At 70.1% G+C, this 14633-nt stretch carries 16 protein-coding genes; 3 read left to right on the plus strand and 13 right to left on the minus strand.

Annotated elements, in window-relative coordinates:
- Positions 1 to 10 precede the first annotated feature (10 nt).
- The 12 genes from ABD823_RS04310 to ABD823_RS04365 all read right to left on the minus strand — a co-directional run bounded on the left by ABD823_RS04310 (position 11) and on the right by ABD823_RS04365 (position 9707).
- Positions 11 to 1015, minus strand: coding sequence for an NAD-dependent epimerase/dehydratase family protein (locus tag ABD823_RS04310; RefSeq protein ID WP_344856119.1), 1005 nt, complete (start codon positions 1013 to 1015; stop codon positions 11 to 13).
- Positions 1016 to 1035: 20 nt separating this feature from the next.
- Complete coding sequence (locus ABD823_RS04315) at positions 1036 to 1875, minus strand: aminoglycoside phosphotransferase family protein (protein ID WP_344856120.1); 840 nt, start codon at positions 1873 to 1875, stop codon at positions 1036 to 1038.
- Positions 1872 to 2519 (minus strand): histidine phosphatase family protein, encoded by a 648-nt coding sequence (locus ABD823_RS04320; protein WP_344856121.1) that lies wholly within the window; start codon positions 2517 to 2519, stop codon positions 1872 to 1874. Before ABD823_RS04320 ends, ABD823_RS04315 begins: the two co-directional genes overlap by 4 nt.
- Entirely contained in the window at positions 2516 to 3271 is a 756-nt protein-coding gene (locus ABD823_RS04325; RefSeq protein WP_344856122.1) for a phosphotransferase, read from the minus strand. Before ABD823_RS04325 ends, ABD823_RS04320 begins: the two co-directional genes overlap by 4 nt.
- Positions 3268 to 4101 (minus strand): class I SAM-dependent methyltransferase, encoded by an 834-nt coding sequence (locus ABD823_RS04330; RefSeq protein WP_344856123.1) that lies wholly within the window; start codon positions 4099 to 4101, stop codon positions 3268 to 3270. The genes ABD823_RS04325 and ABD823_RS04330 overlap by 4 nt, the downstream gene beginning before the upstream one ends.
- A gap of 43 nt (positions 4102 to 4144) precedes the next feature.
- The gene (locus ABD823_RS04335; RefSeq protein WP_344856248.1) at positions 4145 to 4651 is read right to left on the minus strand and encodes a P-loop NTPase family protein; all 507 of its coding nucleotides are present in this window, start codon (positions 4649 to 4651) and stop codon (positions 4145 to 4147) included.
- A gap of 108 nt (positions 4652 to 4759) precedes the next feature.
- Entirely contained in the window at positions 4760 to 5818 is a 1059-nt protein-coding gene (locus ABD823_RS04340) for a glycosyltransferase family protein (RefSeq protein WP_344856125.1), read from the minus strand.
- Positions 5815 to 7542 carry a carbamoyltransferase family protein gene (locus tag ABD823_RS04345; RefSeq protein ID WP_344856127.1) on the minus strand — a complete coding sequence of 576 codons (1728 nt, stop codon included), beginning with the start codon at positions 7540 to 7542 and terminating at the stop codon, positions 5815 to 5817. The genes ABD823_RS04340 and ABD823_RS04345 overlap by 4 nt, the downstream gene beginning before the upstream one ends.
- Positions 7539 to 8516, minus strand: coding sequence for a thymidylate synthase (locus ABD823_RS04350; protein WP_344856129.1), 978 nt, complete (start codon positions 8514 to 8516; stop codon positions 7539 to 7541). The genes ABD823_RS04345 and ABD823_RS04350 overlap by 4 nt, the downstream gene beginning before the upstream one ends.
- Positions 8513 to 8635, minus strand: a complete 123-nt coding sequence (locus ABD823_RS04355; protein WP_344856131.1) for a hypothetical protein — start codon at positions 8633 to 8635, stop codon at positions 8513 to 8515. The genes ABD823_RS04350 and ABD823_RS04355 overlap by 4 nt, the downstream gene beginning before the upstream one ends.
- A gap of 59 nt (positions 8636 to 8694) precedes the next feature.
- Positions 8695 to 9015, minus strand: a complete 321-nt coding sequence (locus ABD823_RS04360; protein ID WP_344856133.1) for a hypothetical protein — start codon at positions 9013 to 9015, stop codon at positions 8695 to 8697.
- Positions 9016 to 9095: 80 nt separating this feature from the next.
- Positions 9096 to 9707, minus strand: coding sequence for an ATP-binding protein (locus ABD823_RS04365; RefSeq protein WP_344856135.1), 612 nt, complete (start codon positions 9705 to 9707; stop codon positions 9096 to 9098).
- 200 nt (positions 9708 to 9907) lie between these two features.
- On the opposite strand from ABD823_RS04365, the gene ABD823_RS04370 reads away from it, so the two are divergent.
- Positions 9908 to 11263 (plus strand): helix-turn-helix domain-containing protein, encoded by a 1356-nt coding sequence (locus tag ABD823_RS04370; RefSeq protein WP_344856137.1) that lies wholly within the window; start codon positions 9908 to 9910, stop codon positions 11261 to 11263.
- Here ABD823_RS04370 and ABD823_RS04375 read toward each other — a convergent pair.
- A complete protein-coding gene (locus tag ABD823_RS04375; protein ID WP_344856139.1) occupies positions 11260 to 11913 on the minus strand; it encodes an HAD family hydrolase in 654 nt (217 codons plus the stop codon). The two genes, ABD823_RS04370 and ABD823_RS04375, sit on opposite strands and share 4 nt — an antisense overlap.
- A gap of 417 nt (positions 11914 to 12330) precedes the next feature.
- On the opposite strand from ABD823_RS04375, the gene ABD823_RS04380 reads away from it, so the two are divergent.
- A complete protein-coding gene (locus ABD823_RS04380; RefSeq protein ID WP_344856141.1) occupies positions 12331 to 12843 on the plus strand; it encodes a hypothetical protein in 513 nt (170 codons plus the stop codon).
- Between the two features lie 511 nt (positions 12844 to 13354).
- On the plus strand, positions 13355 to 14176 hold the full coding sequence (locus tag ABD823_RS04385; protein ID WP_344856143.1) for a hypothetical protein: 822 nt from the start codon (positions 13355 to 13357) through the stop codon (positions 14174 to 14176).
- The last annotated feature ends 457 nt before the right edge of the window (positions 14177 to 14633 follow it).

Raw genomic sequence — 14633 nt, forward strand, 5'->3', positions numbered from 1 at the left:
CGAAACCCGATCACGCTGCTCCCAACACGGAACCGCATGCTCGAACCCAGTCCAGATGGGTGGCCATACCGGTGATCAACTCGGTCTCGGGCTCCCAACCGAGCACCGATTGAACTCTGGAGACGTCCGCGCAGGTGGCGTGGACGTCTCCGTTGGCCGCGGGAAGCGTCTCCACCACGATGGGGTGGTCGACGAGCCGTCGGGCTTGGTCCACCACCTCGGTGAGCCGGACACTGCGGCCGGATCCGACGTTGAACACGCTGTTGGAGAGAGGCACGGTCGCCGCGGCGATGGTCGCGGCGACCGCGTCGTCGACGTAGGTGAAGTCACGGCGCTGGGTGCCGTCCCCGTAGATCTGGATGGGTCGGCCTGTCACAGCGGCGGTCAGAAGCCGCTGGATGAACATGTCGTCGCGCTGGCGGGGCCCGTACACGGTGAAGTACCGCAGGGCGACCACGGTGGTGGGACAGCCCGGCCGCGCGGCGTGGGCCAGGCACAGCTGCTCTTCGGCCAGCTTCGTGACGGCGTACGGCGACGCCGGACGGGGGTGGTCGGTCTCCGCGCTCGGCCGGCCGAGAGTGCCGCCGTAGACGCTGGAGGAGGAGGCGACCACGAGGCGGGGCACGCGCAGACGGATCATGGCGTGCATGAGCCGTTGGGTCGCCGTGATGTTGCAGGCGACGTAGTCGTCGAAACCGGCTCCCCAGGACGGGCGTACGCCGGGGATGCCCGCCAGGTGGAAAACGGCGTCGGCGTCCAGAATCAGGGGTTCGATCGCGCAGGTGCGCAGGTCCGCGGTGACGGGGAAGAACGCGGGATCCCCGGACACGTCGGCGAGGTTGACTGCGGCGACCGTGTCGGTGTCGGGGTCGCGACGGTCGACGCCGATCACGGTCGCGCCCTGTTGGAGCAGGGCGCGGCACAGGTGGGAGCCGATGAAGCCCGCGGCTCCGGTGACCACGGCTCGTCGGATCACCCGCGGGGAGCTGTCGGCGGTCCGCAGAGAGTCGATCATGAAATCCTCCAGGAGAGTCTTCAAAGGATGGCTGCGAGCAGGGCCTTGCCGTAGGCGAAGAGGCGAGGGTCCCCCCGTTCGTCACCCCGCACCATCGAGGTGAGGGCTTCGACGGCGGCGAAGCGGGACAGCAGGCGCTCCTCCTCGTCGGACAGGTCACGGCCGTAGCCGGTGAGGAACTCCTCCCGCAGCCGGGGTCGGTGCGGCCAGCGGCGGAAGGCCAGGCGCGCGAGGTCCCGGACGAGCGCGTCGGGGCGGGTGTGCTCGAAGTCGATGACGGCGATGCCGCCGTCCGGCTGGACGATCCAGTTGCGCGGCTGGTAGTCGAGATGACAGATGACGCCGTCCATGGGGGTGGCGGCCAGTTCCTCGGCGTGCCGGTGCAGGGTGCGCAGCTCGGCCTGGTCGATCAGCGCGGCGGCATGGGCACGGACCGCCCAGTGGAGCATCCGCCCTGCCAGGAAGGCGGCGACGTCGACCGCCGGCTGTTCGAGGGGGACCGCGTGCAGAAGGCGGAGGGTCTCCCCCGCGCCTCGGTGGGCGCGTTCCTCCGCTGTGGATCCGGGCCGCAGCCGGTCGGCCCGGCGGCCGGGCACGTAGGTGACCAGTAACGAGCAGCTTCCCTCGTCGAATGCGACCAGATGCGGAGCGCGAGCTCCGAGCTGCGGTCTCCACGCGGTGTAGGCGTGGATCTCAGCGTGGAACCGCTCCGGGTCGGTGTGCCGCTTGAGCAGGTAGCGGTCGCCCGCGGCGTCGGCGAGGAGCGTGAGGTGCGCGGGAAGGTCTGGCGCGCGCTCCACCGTGACGGGACCGAGCGTGTCCTGGGCGACGGCCAGCAGGGCCTCCGTGGCCGTGCTCATGCCTCGGAGCTTCCGGCCAGGTGAGCGGTGTCGTTGTGACGGTCCAGCATCCACCGGTCGTCGCCGAACCGGTTGCGGTGGAGCTGCCAGCGGGTGATGGACCCGTGGTCGACGGTGAACCCGCTCTGCGTGCCTGCGGGGATTCCCAGCAGCAGCGTGTGGACGGCGAGCACGGTCTCCCCGTGAGCGGCGAGCAGGACGCGCTCGCCCTCGTGCCGGCCGATCAGTTGGGTGAGGAACTCGCCGGCTCGTCGCAGGTAGCCGTTCCAGGTGTCGGAGCTGGTGGCCCACGGCAGGTCGGGCCTGGTGTGCGGGCCACCGCCGAAGTCGGACTTCACCTCGTGCCAGGGCCGGCCGTCGGCGTCGCCGTGGCGGGGTCCTTCCAGTCCGGGTTCGACGGCCAGAGGTAGGCCGACGACTTCGGCGAGGATCCGCCCGGTCTGCTGGAGCCGTCTGCGCGGCCCCGCATACAGGGCGTGGAACGGGTCGTGGGAGTGCTCGGCGGCGAGTCGCTGGGCGGTGAGGACGACCTGGCGGCGTCCCAGGCCGGTCAGACCCGTACAGGTCCGCGGGCCGCCGACGACGCCCGCCACGTTGCAGTGGGCCTGCCCGTGCCTGATGAGAACCAGCTGGGAGACGATCATGTGAGGTCCTCCGGTGCGGGCCGTACCTGTGGCCACGGGTACCGGTAGCCTCCGCGGCCCAGGTAGGGACGGGTGAGCAGATGGTGGAGCCACGCGTGGTCGAGCAGCCGGGACGGCGTGACCTCGGCCGGCGCGTCGGTGCGGGAGGCGACGCCCTCGTTGTAGGCGGTCAGGGCGGCCGTGACGGCTGCCGGGGGAATCGGGCCGTGCGTCATGGCGAGGGTGACGACGAGCTTGGCCAGGTCGTAGCCGAACGGGGCGAGCGTGAGGTCGTCGGTGTCCACGATGGTCGGCCCGGCCGGGGTGATGAGGATGTTGCGCGGGTTGCTGTCCTTGTAGAAGGTCGTCGGCTCGTCCGGATCGGTGCGTAGCAGGTCGACGGCGGCCTCCAGCTCCTCATCGGTGATGAGGCCGTCCCGGTGGTGCCGGTCGAGGACTGCCCGTCGGAGGACCGCGAAGCCGGGCAGGGTGTGCCCCCACGGCAGAGGATGCGGGGCGTTCAGCGAGGCCCGGCACAGGTCACCGCACCAGGCGGAGGCATGTGCCTCGCCGAGTACGGCCGCCACCGTCGGCAGGTCCTCGACTCCTGCGTGACGGCCGTCGATGTGCTCGAAGTCGAGCCGCTCCGGGTGCACGGCCAGCAGTTCCGGCTGCCGGAGCGGGGTGTGCTCGGCCAGCCAGGCGTGGTGCGCGGCGGCCCGGAGAGCGGCGCCCGGCGAGCCGTACGGCTTGCTGAACACCTTCCTGTTCACGTGGTGTCCTCCTTTCGGGCCAGCAGGTAGGTCACGGTGGAGGCGGCGTGGACGGGGCCGTCGGGGAGCCTGGCCCGCAGCCGTGAGGTGATCGCGTCCGGATCACCGGCCAGTCCTGGCGGCAGTTCGTACTTGGGGGTCGTGGCCAGGTATGCGGCGACGTGGCCGAGGTCGGTGAAGTCGAACGTGTGCCGCTCGTGTTCGAGGTGGACGGTCCGCAGGGACGGCGGCAGCAGGGTGGGCAGGTTGCCGCTGTGCGCCGTGGAGTACAGGCTCGGCCGTTCCAGCGCGTCCGGGTCGAGCCCTGCCCCGGCCACCAGGTGGTCCAGCGCCTGATAGCTGTCGGCGCTCTTGGTGACCAGGGCGGCGAGGCCGCCGGGCCGCAGGACGCGGGCGAGTTCGGCCACGACGGAGCGCGGATCACGAGAGTGGTAGAGGCAGAACGCGGCCACCACGAGATCGCACGCCGCACCGGCCAGGGGCAGGCGGTGGAAGTCCGCTTGCAGGTAGACGATCGGAGCATCGCCGGTGATCCGGGCACGGGCGTCGGTGATCATCGCAACGGAGGCGTCGACGGCCAGCAGACACCGGGGCCGGAGCCGTTCGGTCAGGGCACGGCTGGTGGTGCCGCGCCCGCAGCCGATGTCGGCGACCACCGTCCCGGAGGCTGTAGGTAGGTGAGCGGCGGCCAGCTCGGCGATGACGTCGGCCACGGGACGGCCGCTCGTCTTGGCTCGGTGCAGGGCCCTCGTGCGGGTCGCCAGCCGGGCTCCGCTTCCGTACAGCTCCCGCTGGGCGGTGGAGCGGGTGAAGGCGTTGGCCGTGCTCATGGCCGCCGCCCGGTCGTCCAGGCGAGTGCCGGTGAGCGGCGGCTCAGCGCCGGGCGGCGACCTGCTCCAGCCAGCGGCGGGTCTGACGCCGTCCGCGTAGGAAGACCACCTGCTTGTCCCCCGCGAACCGCTGGATCTTGTCGAGTACCTGAGGCCGCATCCGCCGGCGGTAGGTGGCGACGTAGGTGACCACACCCCGGTGGATGCGGTTGTAGACGCCCGCACCGTGCTGGCCCGCACCGTGGCGGATCTGCCGGGAGAAGATCCCCCAGAGGGCGGTCCACGTGGGGACGTCCATCATGACCACGGTGTCGCAGGCTTCCAGCCGTACGTGCAGGGTCGAGTTGTAGTTGCCGTCGATGACCCACCGCGGCGCCGCCACCAGCTCGCGCTGCGCGGCCTCGAACTTGTCCTGCGGCAGCGGGTTCCAGTCGTCGTCGAAGAAGACGGCGTCCAGGTGGGTCACCGGTGCGTCGAGCAGCCGGCCCAGTTCGCGGGCGACGTAGGACTTGCCGCTCCCTCCGGAGCCGACGACGGCGACCCGGTTCATCCGCTGCACGATGCTCCACGATAGTCGAGATGAAGATCATTGATGGAGGCACGGCGCTGCGGTCGCGCGACCGGTCCCCAGCAGGGCGGGACCGTCCTTCGAGGGCCGTCATCTCCGCCTCCCCGCCTGCCGTACGGCGCCGGCCGCCGACAGCTCGGTGAGGACCGTGCGGAGCGCCTGGAGCTGGAGGCTGAGCCGGAACACCTCCAGGCGGCGCAGGCATTCCGCGATGAGATCCGCGTGCGCCCGGCTGCCCCTGACGCTGCGGAGCCAGTGGAGGGTGCGGATCGTGTCGCTCCCGTCGTTCACGATCAGCCGGGGCGGGACGAACATGTCGACGTGGCGGATGGTCGCCGGGGCCAGCGGCACGCAGCCGGAGAGCACCGCTTCGAAGATCCGCTGGGTCATCTGACCGGCTGCCGCATACCGGTCGGGCAGCAGCAGGACGGTGGCCAGCGCCTCGCCGTACAGCTCGCTCACCCGGGGGAAGGGGATGCGGCCGGTGAAGGCGACGTGCGGCCATCGGCCGGTGCTGGTCCATTTGCCGGCGACGACGTGGCGGAACCGGGCGGCGGCCGGGGCGAAGAACCGGTCGAACGCGTCGTCGCGGTCGTACTGGTTGCCGACGTAGGCCAGCGGTACGGGTCTCGGGCGGGCGGCGAGCTCGGCCGGGTCGGCCGCGTCCACATCGGTGTCGCGGACGGGGAAGAGCAGCCGCCGTGCTCCCAGGGTGGGGCTGAGCGCGGCCTCGCACACGATCACGCCGGGTCGGCGGCGCAGCGGATCGTCGGCGGCCAGACGCCGGTCCTTGTCCCAGATGAGCGTGGGAGTGCCCAGGGCGAAGGCGTAGTGGTCCAGCAGCTGCCGCTGGCGGTGCAGGTCGCAGGTGTGGCCCGGTTCCCCGCAGGGGGTGGTGTTGCGGCCGGGGATGGGCCAGCGCCACTCCAGGAACAGCACGTCGATGTCGGGGAGACCGGGATCGAAGACGTACCGTCCGCCGAGGTCGTCCCCGGCCTCGTACAGGTCGCGATCGGGCTGGAGGGAAACGACCCGGTGACCGTCGCCGCCGAGGGCGTCGATCAGAGTGCGGCGGTGACTGCGCCCGCCGTCGGGTGTGTCGGTGACGCCGGAGCCGAGGAAGCCCCAGAAGCTGTAGCCGATGATCATTTGGTGATCCACCTGCCTTCGAGCAGCAGGGCGTCCAGGCCGGAGGAGGCCAGGCACTCCAGCGCCATCGCGGGGGTTCCGCAGATCGGTCTGCCCTTGACGTTGAGGCTGGTGTTGATCAGGACGGGGACGCCGGTGCGGGCGGCGAAGGCGTGCAGCAACGTGTGCACGAACGGGTTGGCGTCCTTGGTGACCGTCTGGAGACGGGCCGTGCCGTTGGCGTGGACGACGGCACCGATCCGCTCTCGGGCAAGGTCGGTGACCTTGGAGGCCATCGACATGTACGGCGCCGCCTGGCCGAGCGTGAAGTACTCCCCGGCCAGTTCGGCGGGGATCATCGGGGCGAACGGGCGGAACGGCTCGCGGAACTTCACGGTCGCGTTCAGCCGTTCGACGACGCCCGGGTTGAGCGGGGAGGCGAGGATGGAGCGGTTGCCCAGCGCGCGGGGTCCCGCTTCGACTTCGCCCTGGAAGAGGCCGACGATGCGCCCGGAGGCGAGTTGCTCGGCCAGGAACTCGGCTGGATCCCCGGGGATCGGCAGTTCGGTGAGGCCGGGCCAGGCGGACAGGTCCAGCGCCGGGTCGGGGAAGCTCGGCCCGAGGTAGCAGGTCCCGGCGACGCCGGTCACCGGCCGTGCGTCCGCCTCCACGTGCGCGATCAGCGCCGCGCCGATGGCGGTTCCGGCGTCCCCCGGGGCGGGCGGGACGAACACCTCGTCGGCGATGCCCGCCTCGATGATCCTGCCGACGGCGACGCAGTTCGTGGCCACGCCTCCGCCGAGGCAGAGCCTCCGGATTCCGGTCCGGGCGACCGCCAGCCGGGCCAGGTGCAGCATGACGGTCTCGGTGCGTTCCTGAAGGGCGGCGGCCAGGTCCCGGTGGACCTGCTCGACCGGTTCCCGGGGGTTCCGGGGCGGGCAGGTCTCGGCGGCGAACCGTGCGGAGAGCCGCGCGTACTTCGACGACAGCACCCTCGGCAGGAAGTAGGCCGGGTCCAGCGTGAATCCCGTCGCCGTGACGGGGACGGCGCGGGCGAACAGGGACCGGAAGCGCGCCGGGTCCCCGAAGGCCGCCAGTGCCATCACCGTGCCCTCCTCGTCTCCGCGCCGCCAGCCGAGGTGCTCGGTGACCGCACCGTAGACGTAGCCGAGGGACGCCGGGTCGTGCAGTGCCCGCAGAGTCCGCACGCCAGGGCGGCCGGGGTCGTCCTGGCGGCCGACGGCGACGGTGGTGGTCTGCGTCTCGCCGAGGCTGTCGACGACGAGGAGGGTCGCCCTGTCCCATCCGGATGCGGCGAACGCGTACATCTGGTGGGTGCGGTGGTGCTGGAACGGCCGCACGCGGGCGTACGGGAACATCATCCCCAGGCCGATGGTGCGGCGCAGGGTGCGGGCGGCGACCTTGGCGAAGCCGGCGGCGCGGGGCAGTGCCCGCTGCCGCCCCTCGGCGGAGGCCAGCAGCGGCAGCACGGAGGGGAGCGCGTCCAGGTAGCGGAGGGGGTGGAAGTTGTAGGCGACCTCGGTGACCTCGTCGGCGGTGATCCCGGCGCGCCCCAGCAGCCATTCGACGGCCCGGGCGGGGTAGGCGCGGGTGTGCTTGACCGCCGAGAGCCGCTCTTCCTCGACGAAGCCGGCCAGGGCGCCGTCGACGAGGAGCGCGGCGGCCGAGTCGTGGGTGAAGGAGCACAGGCCCAGCACCACGTGCGGGCGTCCGTCCGCGTTCATCCGGCCACCGTCCGCGTACGCGTGGCCAGCTCGGCGTACCAGGTGCGCATGCCCTCGCCGATCGGTCCGGGGATGCGCCCGGCGTGGTCGACCGCGGCGTCCCGGTCGCCGCCCTTCCACAGCCGGTAGCCGGCCAGTGCGGCGGCCAGCGTGTCCCAGCCGGGGTGGCCGACCGGCTGCCCGGCCTGGACGCGGGAGAGCAGGTCGTCGAACCCCTCCCACGGGACGGTGAGGTCGCACAGCTCGGGGCCCCTCACCGCACTGTCCGGTACGGCCTCGGCCTTCTCCTGGTCCGTGTCGTACAGGTGGAGGGAGTCGACGTGGTGGTGGTAGTCGCCGAGGTCGGCTTCCAGCCACCCGGCCATCAGCTCGTGCAGGACGGTGGCGGCGAACATGTCGTACGGCAGGCCGGTCCATAGGTCCTGGCTGCGCATCGTGGTGGACATGTGGAGCCTGCCGCTGCGCAGGTGGAAGCGGTATCCGAGGGTGCAGGGCACGTCGCTGTGCCCGTCGGCGTCCCGTGCCGGGTCGTACAGCTGGACGACCGCCCGGCGGGAGTCGGGGTCGTGCCGGAGTGTGGTCAGGACCTTGGCCAGCTGATCGGTGCGGTCGTGCCAGCGGCGCATCCTCGGCCCGTAAGCGCCGCGCAGGACGCCGTCGTCGGCGTACTGCCTGAGCCGGTCGTTGAACGTGTAGATCCACGCATCGTCGGAGCCGGACAGGATCCACACGGTCTCGGCGACGGCGAACGCCGTGTTGAGCACGCGGGCAGGCGGCAGGTGCAGCAGCCGCGCCCTGGGCCGGCGCAGGATGAGCCGCACGTCCAGCACCTCTCGCGTGCCCATGCCGCGCGGGCTGACCCTCCGCCCGCGCAGGGTCAGGGCGACCGCGCTGGTGAACAGCTCGGTGACGCTGTCAGCCTCGAGCGTGGTGTCGGCTCGGGACACGGGGGTTTCCATGCCGGTGGTCGTCATGGGCACTCCTCACGGTTGGACTGGTCGGGGATGAACGGGGTGGAACCGGTCGTGAACGTGGTGGACCTCCACCGGCAGGAGCCCAGGTCGAGCAGCGCGACGACATGCGGGGCACGCATGTCGCCGCGCATCGCCACACCGCCGGGGTGTTCTCCCGGCCTGGGCACCGCGCGCCGGGCTACCGATCGATCTCGGCGAGGACGCGCTCGATGCGGTCGGCCGCGGCCATGACGTCGCCGACTGGGGCGATCCGTTCCGGCCAGGGGAAGAAGAAGCACCACTCGTCATCCGCGTCGACGGCGACGAGCACGCTGTCCGCCAGCGCCGGAGCGGCGAGGTTGATCACGGTGAGACAGGGAGGAGTTCCTTCTTTAGTGCGCAGCCGCGCCGAGAATCGGCGGCCCTCCAGTTCCGCGGCGAGCTGCCGGAGGGCGGTGGCGGCTTTCTCCGGTTCGATCGTCACGGTGGCGCGGCCGGCTGGTCGGGGGTCGTCACTCATGGGTGGCCCTCCACGGGGACTCGGGGGGTGGGGCCAGGACCGGCGGCGGGAGTCCCGGAACACCGCCGCCGGTCCTGGGGTCAGGGGAAGGACAGGTGACCGGCGAGGGCCGGTGCCCACGGGGATGTGGGATGGCGGGCACCGGCCCGGCCGGGCGGTCCGGCATCCGGCACGGGTGAACGCGGACGCGGACCGGTCTTGGTGGGCAGGGCGAAGGCGACGGCCTTTCCGGGAGTCCCGGTCGCGCACGTCCTGGTGGGGTACGCCCGGCAACGGCCTTCCGAGAGCAGGTGCACCAGGAGCAGCCCCCGCCCGCGCTCCCCGAACAGGTCCAGCGCAGGCTCGTCGCCGCCGGTGCGGAGCCGGTCGAGGACGGCGGGGATGCCGCCGAGATCGGGATCGCCGTCGACGACCTCGCACCAGGCCGGTCTGCCGCCGTCGAAGACGACGCGCAGCTCGTAGGGGCAGCGGGCGTACGCTTCGGCGTTGGCGGCCAGCTCGGCCACCGCGCTCTCCGCGTCACCGATGCTCCCGGCGTCGGCCCCGCTCCGCAGCAGCACCTCGCGGATCACGACACGGGCGCGCCGCGCCGCCGTACCGGGCCGGAGCAGCCGCACCAGGATGCGGTGTCCGCCGGACCGGTTTCCCGCGTCCGGCCGGGAGACGACGTCGAGCGTCTGCTGCGGGGACAATCCGCACCTCCCGGTGGTCCGCGTGGGCTGCCGTGCCGCTCACCGACGGAGCGGTCTCGTTCGTACGGCGCAAGCAAACCGCGGCGGTCCGGCGCGGAGTATCAGCCAGAGCACATCCAGTCACAGCCAGTAGCTGACGCGTGGCATGGGTTGTCCGTACTGTCGAGTTGTCACGCGACGCCCAGCACCGGGGGTGTGAGATGCCTACGACCCATCGCCATCCGCCGAACCGACAGCTCTCCTGGGAGCGGCTGCAGCGAGGCTGGTCCTACGAGGAGCTCGCCGAACGGATCCGCGTCTCCATGGAGCGCGGAGGGGAGACCTTCACCGGCCTGACGGCCAACACGGTGCGGCGGTGGGAGACAGGTGAGCGGTGGCCGGAACCGCGTTACCGTAAGCATCTGGTGACGATCTTCAACAAGTCGGCGAGTGAACTGGGACTGCTCACCCCCGAAGAGTTGGCCATGCGGCCGGTCTCCGACGTGGTGCGGGAAATACGGAGGTTGCTCAGCATGATCGGGGACGAGGGCATCGACCGCGGCACCTTCCTGCGCGGCCTGCTCGGTGTGGGACTGTTCGGCCCGCTCCTCACCGAGGGGCCCGACTCACCGGCGTGGAAGCGCTTGGAGTCCGTGCTGGACGGCCGGGGCAACCTGGACGCCGACTCCGTGGACGCCTACGCGGACGTCGTCACCCGGCAGAGCGCGCTCTACTGGTCCACCCCGGCCGCGGAGCTCTTCGAGGCCTCCGCCGCCCACACCCAGCTCGGCGTCCGGCTGCTCCGCACGTCGTCGAGCACCGACCTCCGTGAGCGCCTGGCCGGTGCGGCGGCCCGTTCGGCCCTGCTCACCGGGCGGATCGCCTTCTTCGACCTGCAGCAGCCCGTCACCGCCCAGCGGCTCTTCCAGACGGCGATCCTCGCCACGCGCGAGTGCGGCGACCACGCCCTGGCGGCGGCCGTACTGGCGCACGCGGCCTTCGTCCCCGGTTTCGCACGGGACGAAGCGGCGGCTCAGGGTCTGATCGAGGCCGCGTTCGCGCACGCCTGGCACGGCGTCGGCCCGCTCACCCGCGCCTGGCTGCACTGCGTGGCCTCGGAGATCCGGGCGCGCTGCGGGGACGCCAAGGGCTGCCTGCGGCACATCGACCGCGCGGACCGCGCGATCGACGGCACCGGGGACGACCCCGCCTGGCTCGACTTCTTCGGGCGGGCGCGGCTGGACGGCTTCGCCGGGTACAGCGCGCTGGCTGCGGGCGAGACCACCGAGGCTGCGCGCCGCCTGGACCGCGCGCTCGGCGCCCTCGGCGACGGCGAGGGCAAGCAGCGGTCGGTGCTCCTGGCCGACCTGGCCGCCGCCCACGCCGGGAGCGACGCGGACCTGGCGATCGCGCGGCTCGACGAGGCCGTGGAGGCTCTGACGGGTGCGTGGTACGCCACCGGCTACGAGCGGATCGACCGGGTCCAGCGGGCGCTGCCGGACGGGCGCGAGATGCAGACGGTCAGGGAGCGGCTGCACGCGCTGGACCGGCTGCACCGTCCCGAGCTGTCGGCCTAACCCTCGTTGTGCTTGCGGACCAGCTCCGGCAGCTCGGCCAGGGAGTCGAGCCGGAACAGGCACCGCTCGGCCGCTTCCGGGTCCTGGAGGATGTAGCCCCAGGGGCCCCGCCGGATGAGCGCCGTCGGGATGCCCGCGGCCTGCGCGGGCTTGACGTCGTTGTCCAGCCGGTCGCCCACGTACAGCACGGCCCCGGCCGGGCAGCCGGCCTCCGCGACGACCCGCTCGAAGAAGGCGTCGGAGGGCTTCTCCACACCCCAGCTGTCGGAGGTCCCGATCAGGTCCACCGGCAGGTCGAGGGCGCGCAGGATCTTCTCCGCCCGGGCGGTCTGGTTGCCGGCCAGACCCACCCGTAGTCCCTGCTCGCGCAGCGCGGCCAGGCAGGGGCGGGCGTCGGCGTAGAGGTTCTCCTCGGAGAAGCTCTCCGGCTCCCCGGCCTCGGCCCGCCGTTCCCGCTCCGCGTGCAGGTCGAAGCCGGGCCGGAAGTACTGGAAGGTCTCGCGGTAGTCGCCGCCCCGGGCGATGACGGCGCCGAAGACGGCCGAGAAGGTGTGCCGGGGAACACCGAGCCAGTCGGCCCAGGTGCCGTACTCGCGGGTCTCATCCACGATCGTCTCCCCGACGTCGAAGAAGACAGCCTCGATCTTCACGCATACCTCCATCTACCGGACGACTCGGTCAAGATTAGAAGCCGGGCGCTCTCAGGCATAGAGAGGGCCTGCCCTGCCCTGCGCGTCCACCAGACTTCCCTACGATCCGCTCCACCTCCAAGACAGTCTCGCCGAATGCTTCACCTCACCGCGCCCTATTGTGGGTCGCTCCAATCCCATGTATAAGTATCCGCAACCCCGAATCGATAGAATCCGCAAGATTCAATATTTAATCCGCCCCCAATTAGCTCCCGGCAGGTATTGAACATGTTGCACGAAGAGCGAATCGTTGTCGACCGGGGACCAATCGGTCCCTACCCTGTAATCATTGGAACATGCGAACTCTGCGGCAGGCGGCGCATGTACAACACGGCAATAGTTGGACCACCCGCCAAGTGCTACTGCCAACATAAGATCATGAGCTTCCAGAAGAAGGAAATGCTTCTGATTGACAAGATTGAGCCAATCCTACAGGAGTTGGACTACGAAAATCCGGTCATGGAGGCCGCCCGATACAATAATCGACTCCCTTACACGGGCGCAGGAATCGATCCAGAACTCGGCTATTGGGTGTTCATCAACTTTGGGCGACTTCCGCTCAACAATGACTCGCCCTCCTACTTGTATCTAATAGAGTTTCCGGATTGGCATGGAGAAAGATTCATCAAGGTCGGAATCGGCTTAGCCAATAGGATTCGCGACCATGAGCGACACGGCGGACGCCTCCTGCAAAGCATCGAAGCACCCCGCTGGCAGGTCCGGATCGCCGAGAAGATCATTCTGGAAGAGTGGCCCAGATTCCGCCCCACAGTTCCCTTGCCCCAGAGCGGCGACACCGAGTGCTTGATATGGGATGTTCGATCAAAAATAAAGCTTCGCTCCTACATAAAGTCGGTAGCGACCAACGTCCGCTTAGATGGACGGCACTAACCAGTCAAAAAAGAGCTTACTCCCCACCCTCTATGGAGAGACAACCCTATTCAGCGCCGATGTGAGTGGTCGCCAGCACCCTTCCCGTTACCCCTCCTGATAACGTTACAGATGGCCCGCCATTTTAACTCGACCCTCCTACCGAGACATCAGAGCAGGCAGGAGGGCTAAAGTAAGGCCGGAGGACACCCCGACTCGCATGGGGATTCACCCCTATCCCCAGAAGGACGGATGCAGACAGCTCGCACCCACACATAATGCACAAAACTCCGCCACTTACTTCATTTATTTAGCCAGCATATTCAACGAACCAAAGGCACACAGCATATGCATCCCCCACACCAGACCCATCCAGCACTTCCCTCCACCCCTCCATGTCTGACCTGGTAAAACACATCAAAGAGACGCCGGAATCCGTTGATTCGATCTCCATTTCGCGGTTCAATTGAATTGACCAAGAAAACGGTGGCGCGCAGAATGGTTGCGCGTCGCGAGCGATCGGAGAAAGCTCATGTCGAGCTGGATTTTCGGGAAGTATGTCCCTTCCAACGTCCCCGGCGCGAATCTCACTCCTGAGGACATGTCGCGCGTCACGGCTGAGGACTGGGAGGACATCCGCAAACTGGCGCGCGGCTACTGCCGCACGGTCGATTCCACCCGTTCCCGTAAGCGGATGGACGGGAGCGCAACCGTCGTCAAGCAGGGACACGCCCCGTACGGCACCGATGACGTCTCGGACGACGTCACGCAGGACGCCGTTCTCCTCTTCGCGCAGCGTCTCCGTGATGTCCTCTCCTCCTGTGCCCCGGCTCCCGAGAGCGGTCCCACCCGTGAGACTCAGGCGTGGGTCTACGTCCGCCGGGACGGCGGAGAGATGACCATCACGCGTGTGACTCTCCAGCGATGGGCCGTGCGGGATGCCGCCGCGCGAAACGGCTACCGGCTGGACGTTCCACCGGATGAGATCGACGCGACGCCGGGCGCCCAGCTCATGCGCGGACTGCCCCATGTCGAGAACGCGACGCGCGCGGCCGTGGCGTTCTGCGCGGCTCAGCACAGCGCCGAGATCTTCCGCACGGCGTTCGGGGACGGGCAGGACTTCCCGGTCCTGCGGAAGGCTCTCAGCATCGCCATGCAGGCCGAGGACCTGGGACGGGCGGGTGTCCTGGCCCGCACGGCTCAGGAGCAGCACGGGGGCGCGTACGGCTCCCGCCGGGCCGTCATCCGTACCCGTGACGCCGCGCGTGCCGAGTGGCGGGAGCTCTCCGAGCGTCTCGACGAAGCGAGAGACGCGATGGTCTACGGGGGCACCCTGAGCACCGGGACCGAGTGACAGACCTTCACAGAGCGCCCCAGAGCCGCCCGGCTCTGGGGCGCTTCGCCATCTGCCGGGACAACCGCCCGAAAGAATCTTGGAATGCTCGGACGCTTGGACCGCCTCACCACCCGTATTCAAGTGAGAGCGAAAACACCGCACGGCGCACACCGCACGGCACCGCTCACACGCTGCGCCGCACGACCCAGCGCCCCATGCTCGGACTCACGCACACTCGCAGGCACGTGAGCGGCGGGGGCGCCGGGCACGGTCCGGCCGTCCGCGCGACCGGCAGCCACGAAAGAATCCTGCCGATCGCGGACGGTCGGGCCGCCGCGGCTCCCGTATTCAAGTGAGGGCGAGAAACGCGCTTCCGCGCGGTGCTCGCCCGGCTCGCGCGGTGTCTCCGGCACCGCGGGGCGACCGTCGGCGGAGAGTCCCCGTTCCGCTCTCCGCATCCGGAACGACGCGACGG

It is taken from the genome of Planomonospora alba, assembly GCF_039534085.1.
Taxonomy (GTDB): Bacteria; Actinomycetota; Actinomycetes; order Streptosporangiales; family Streptosporangiaceae; genus Planomonospora_B; species Planomonospora_B alba.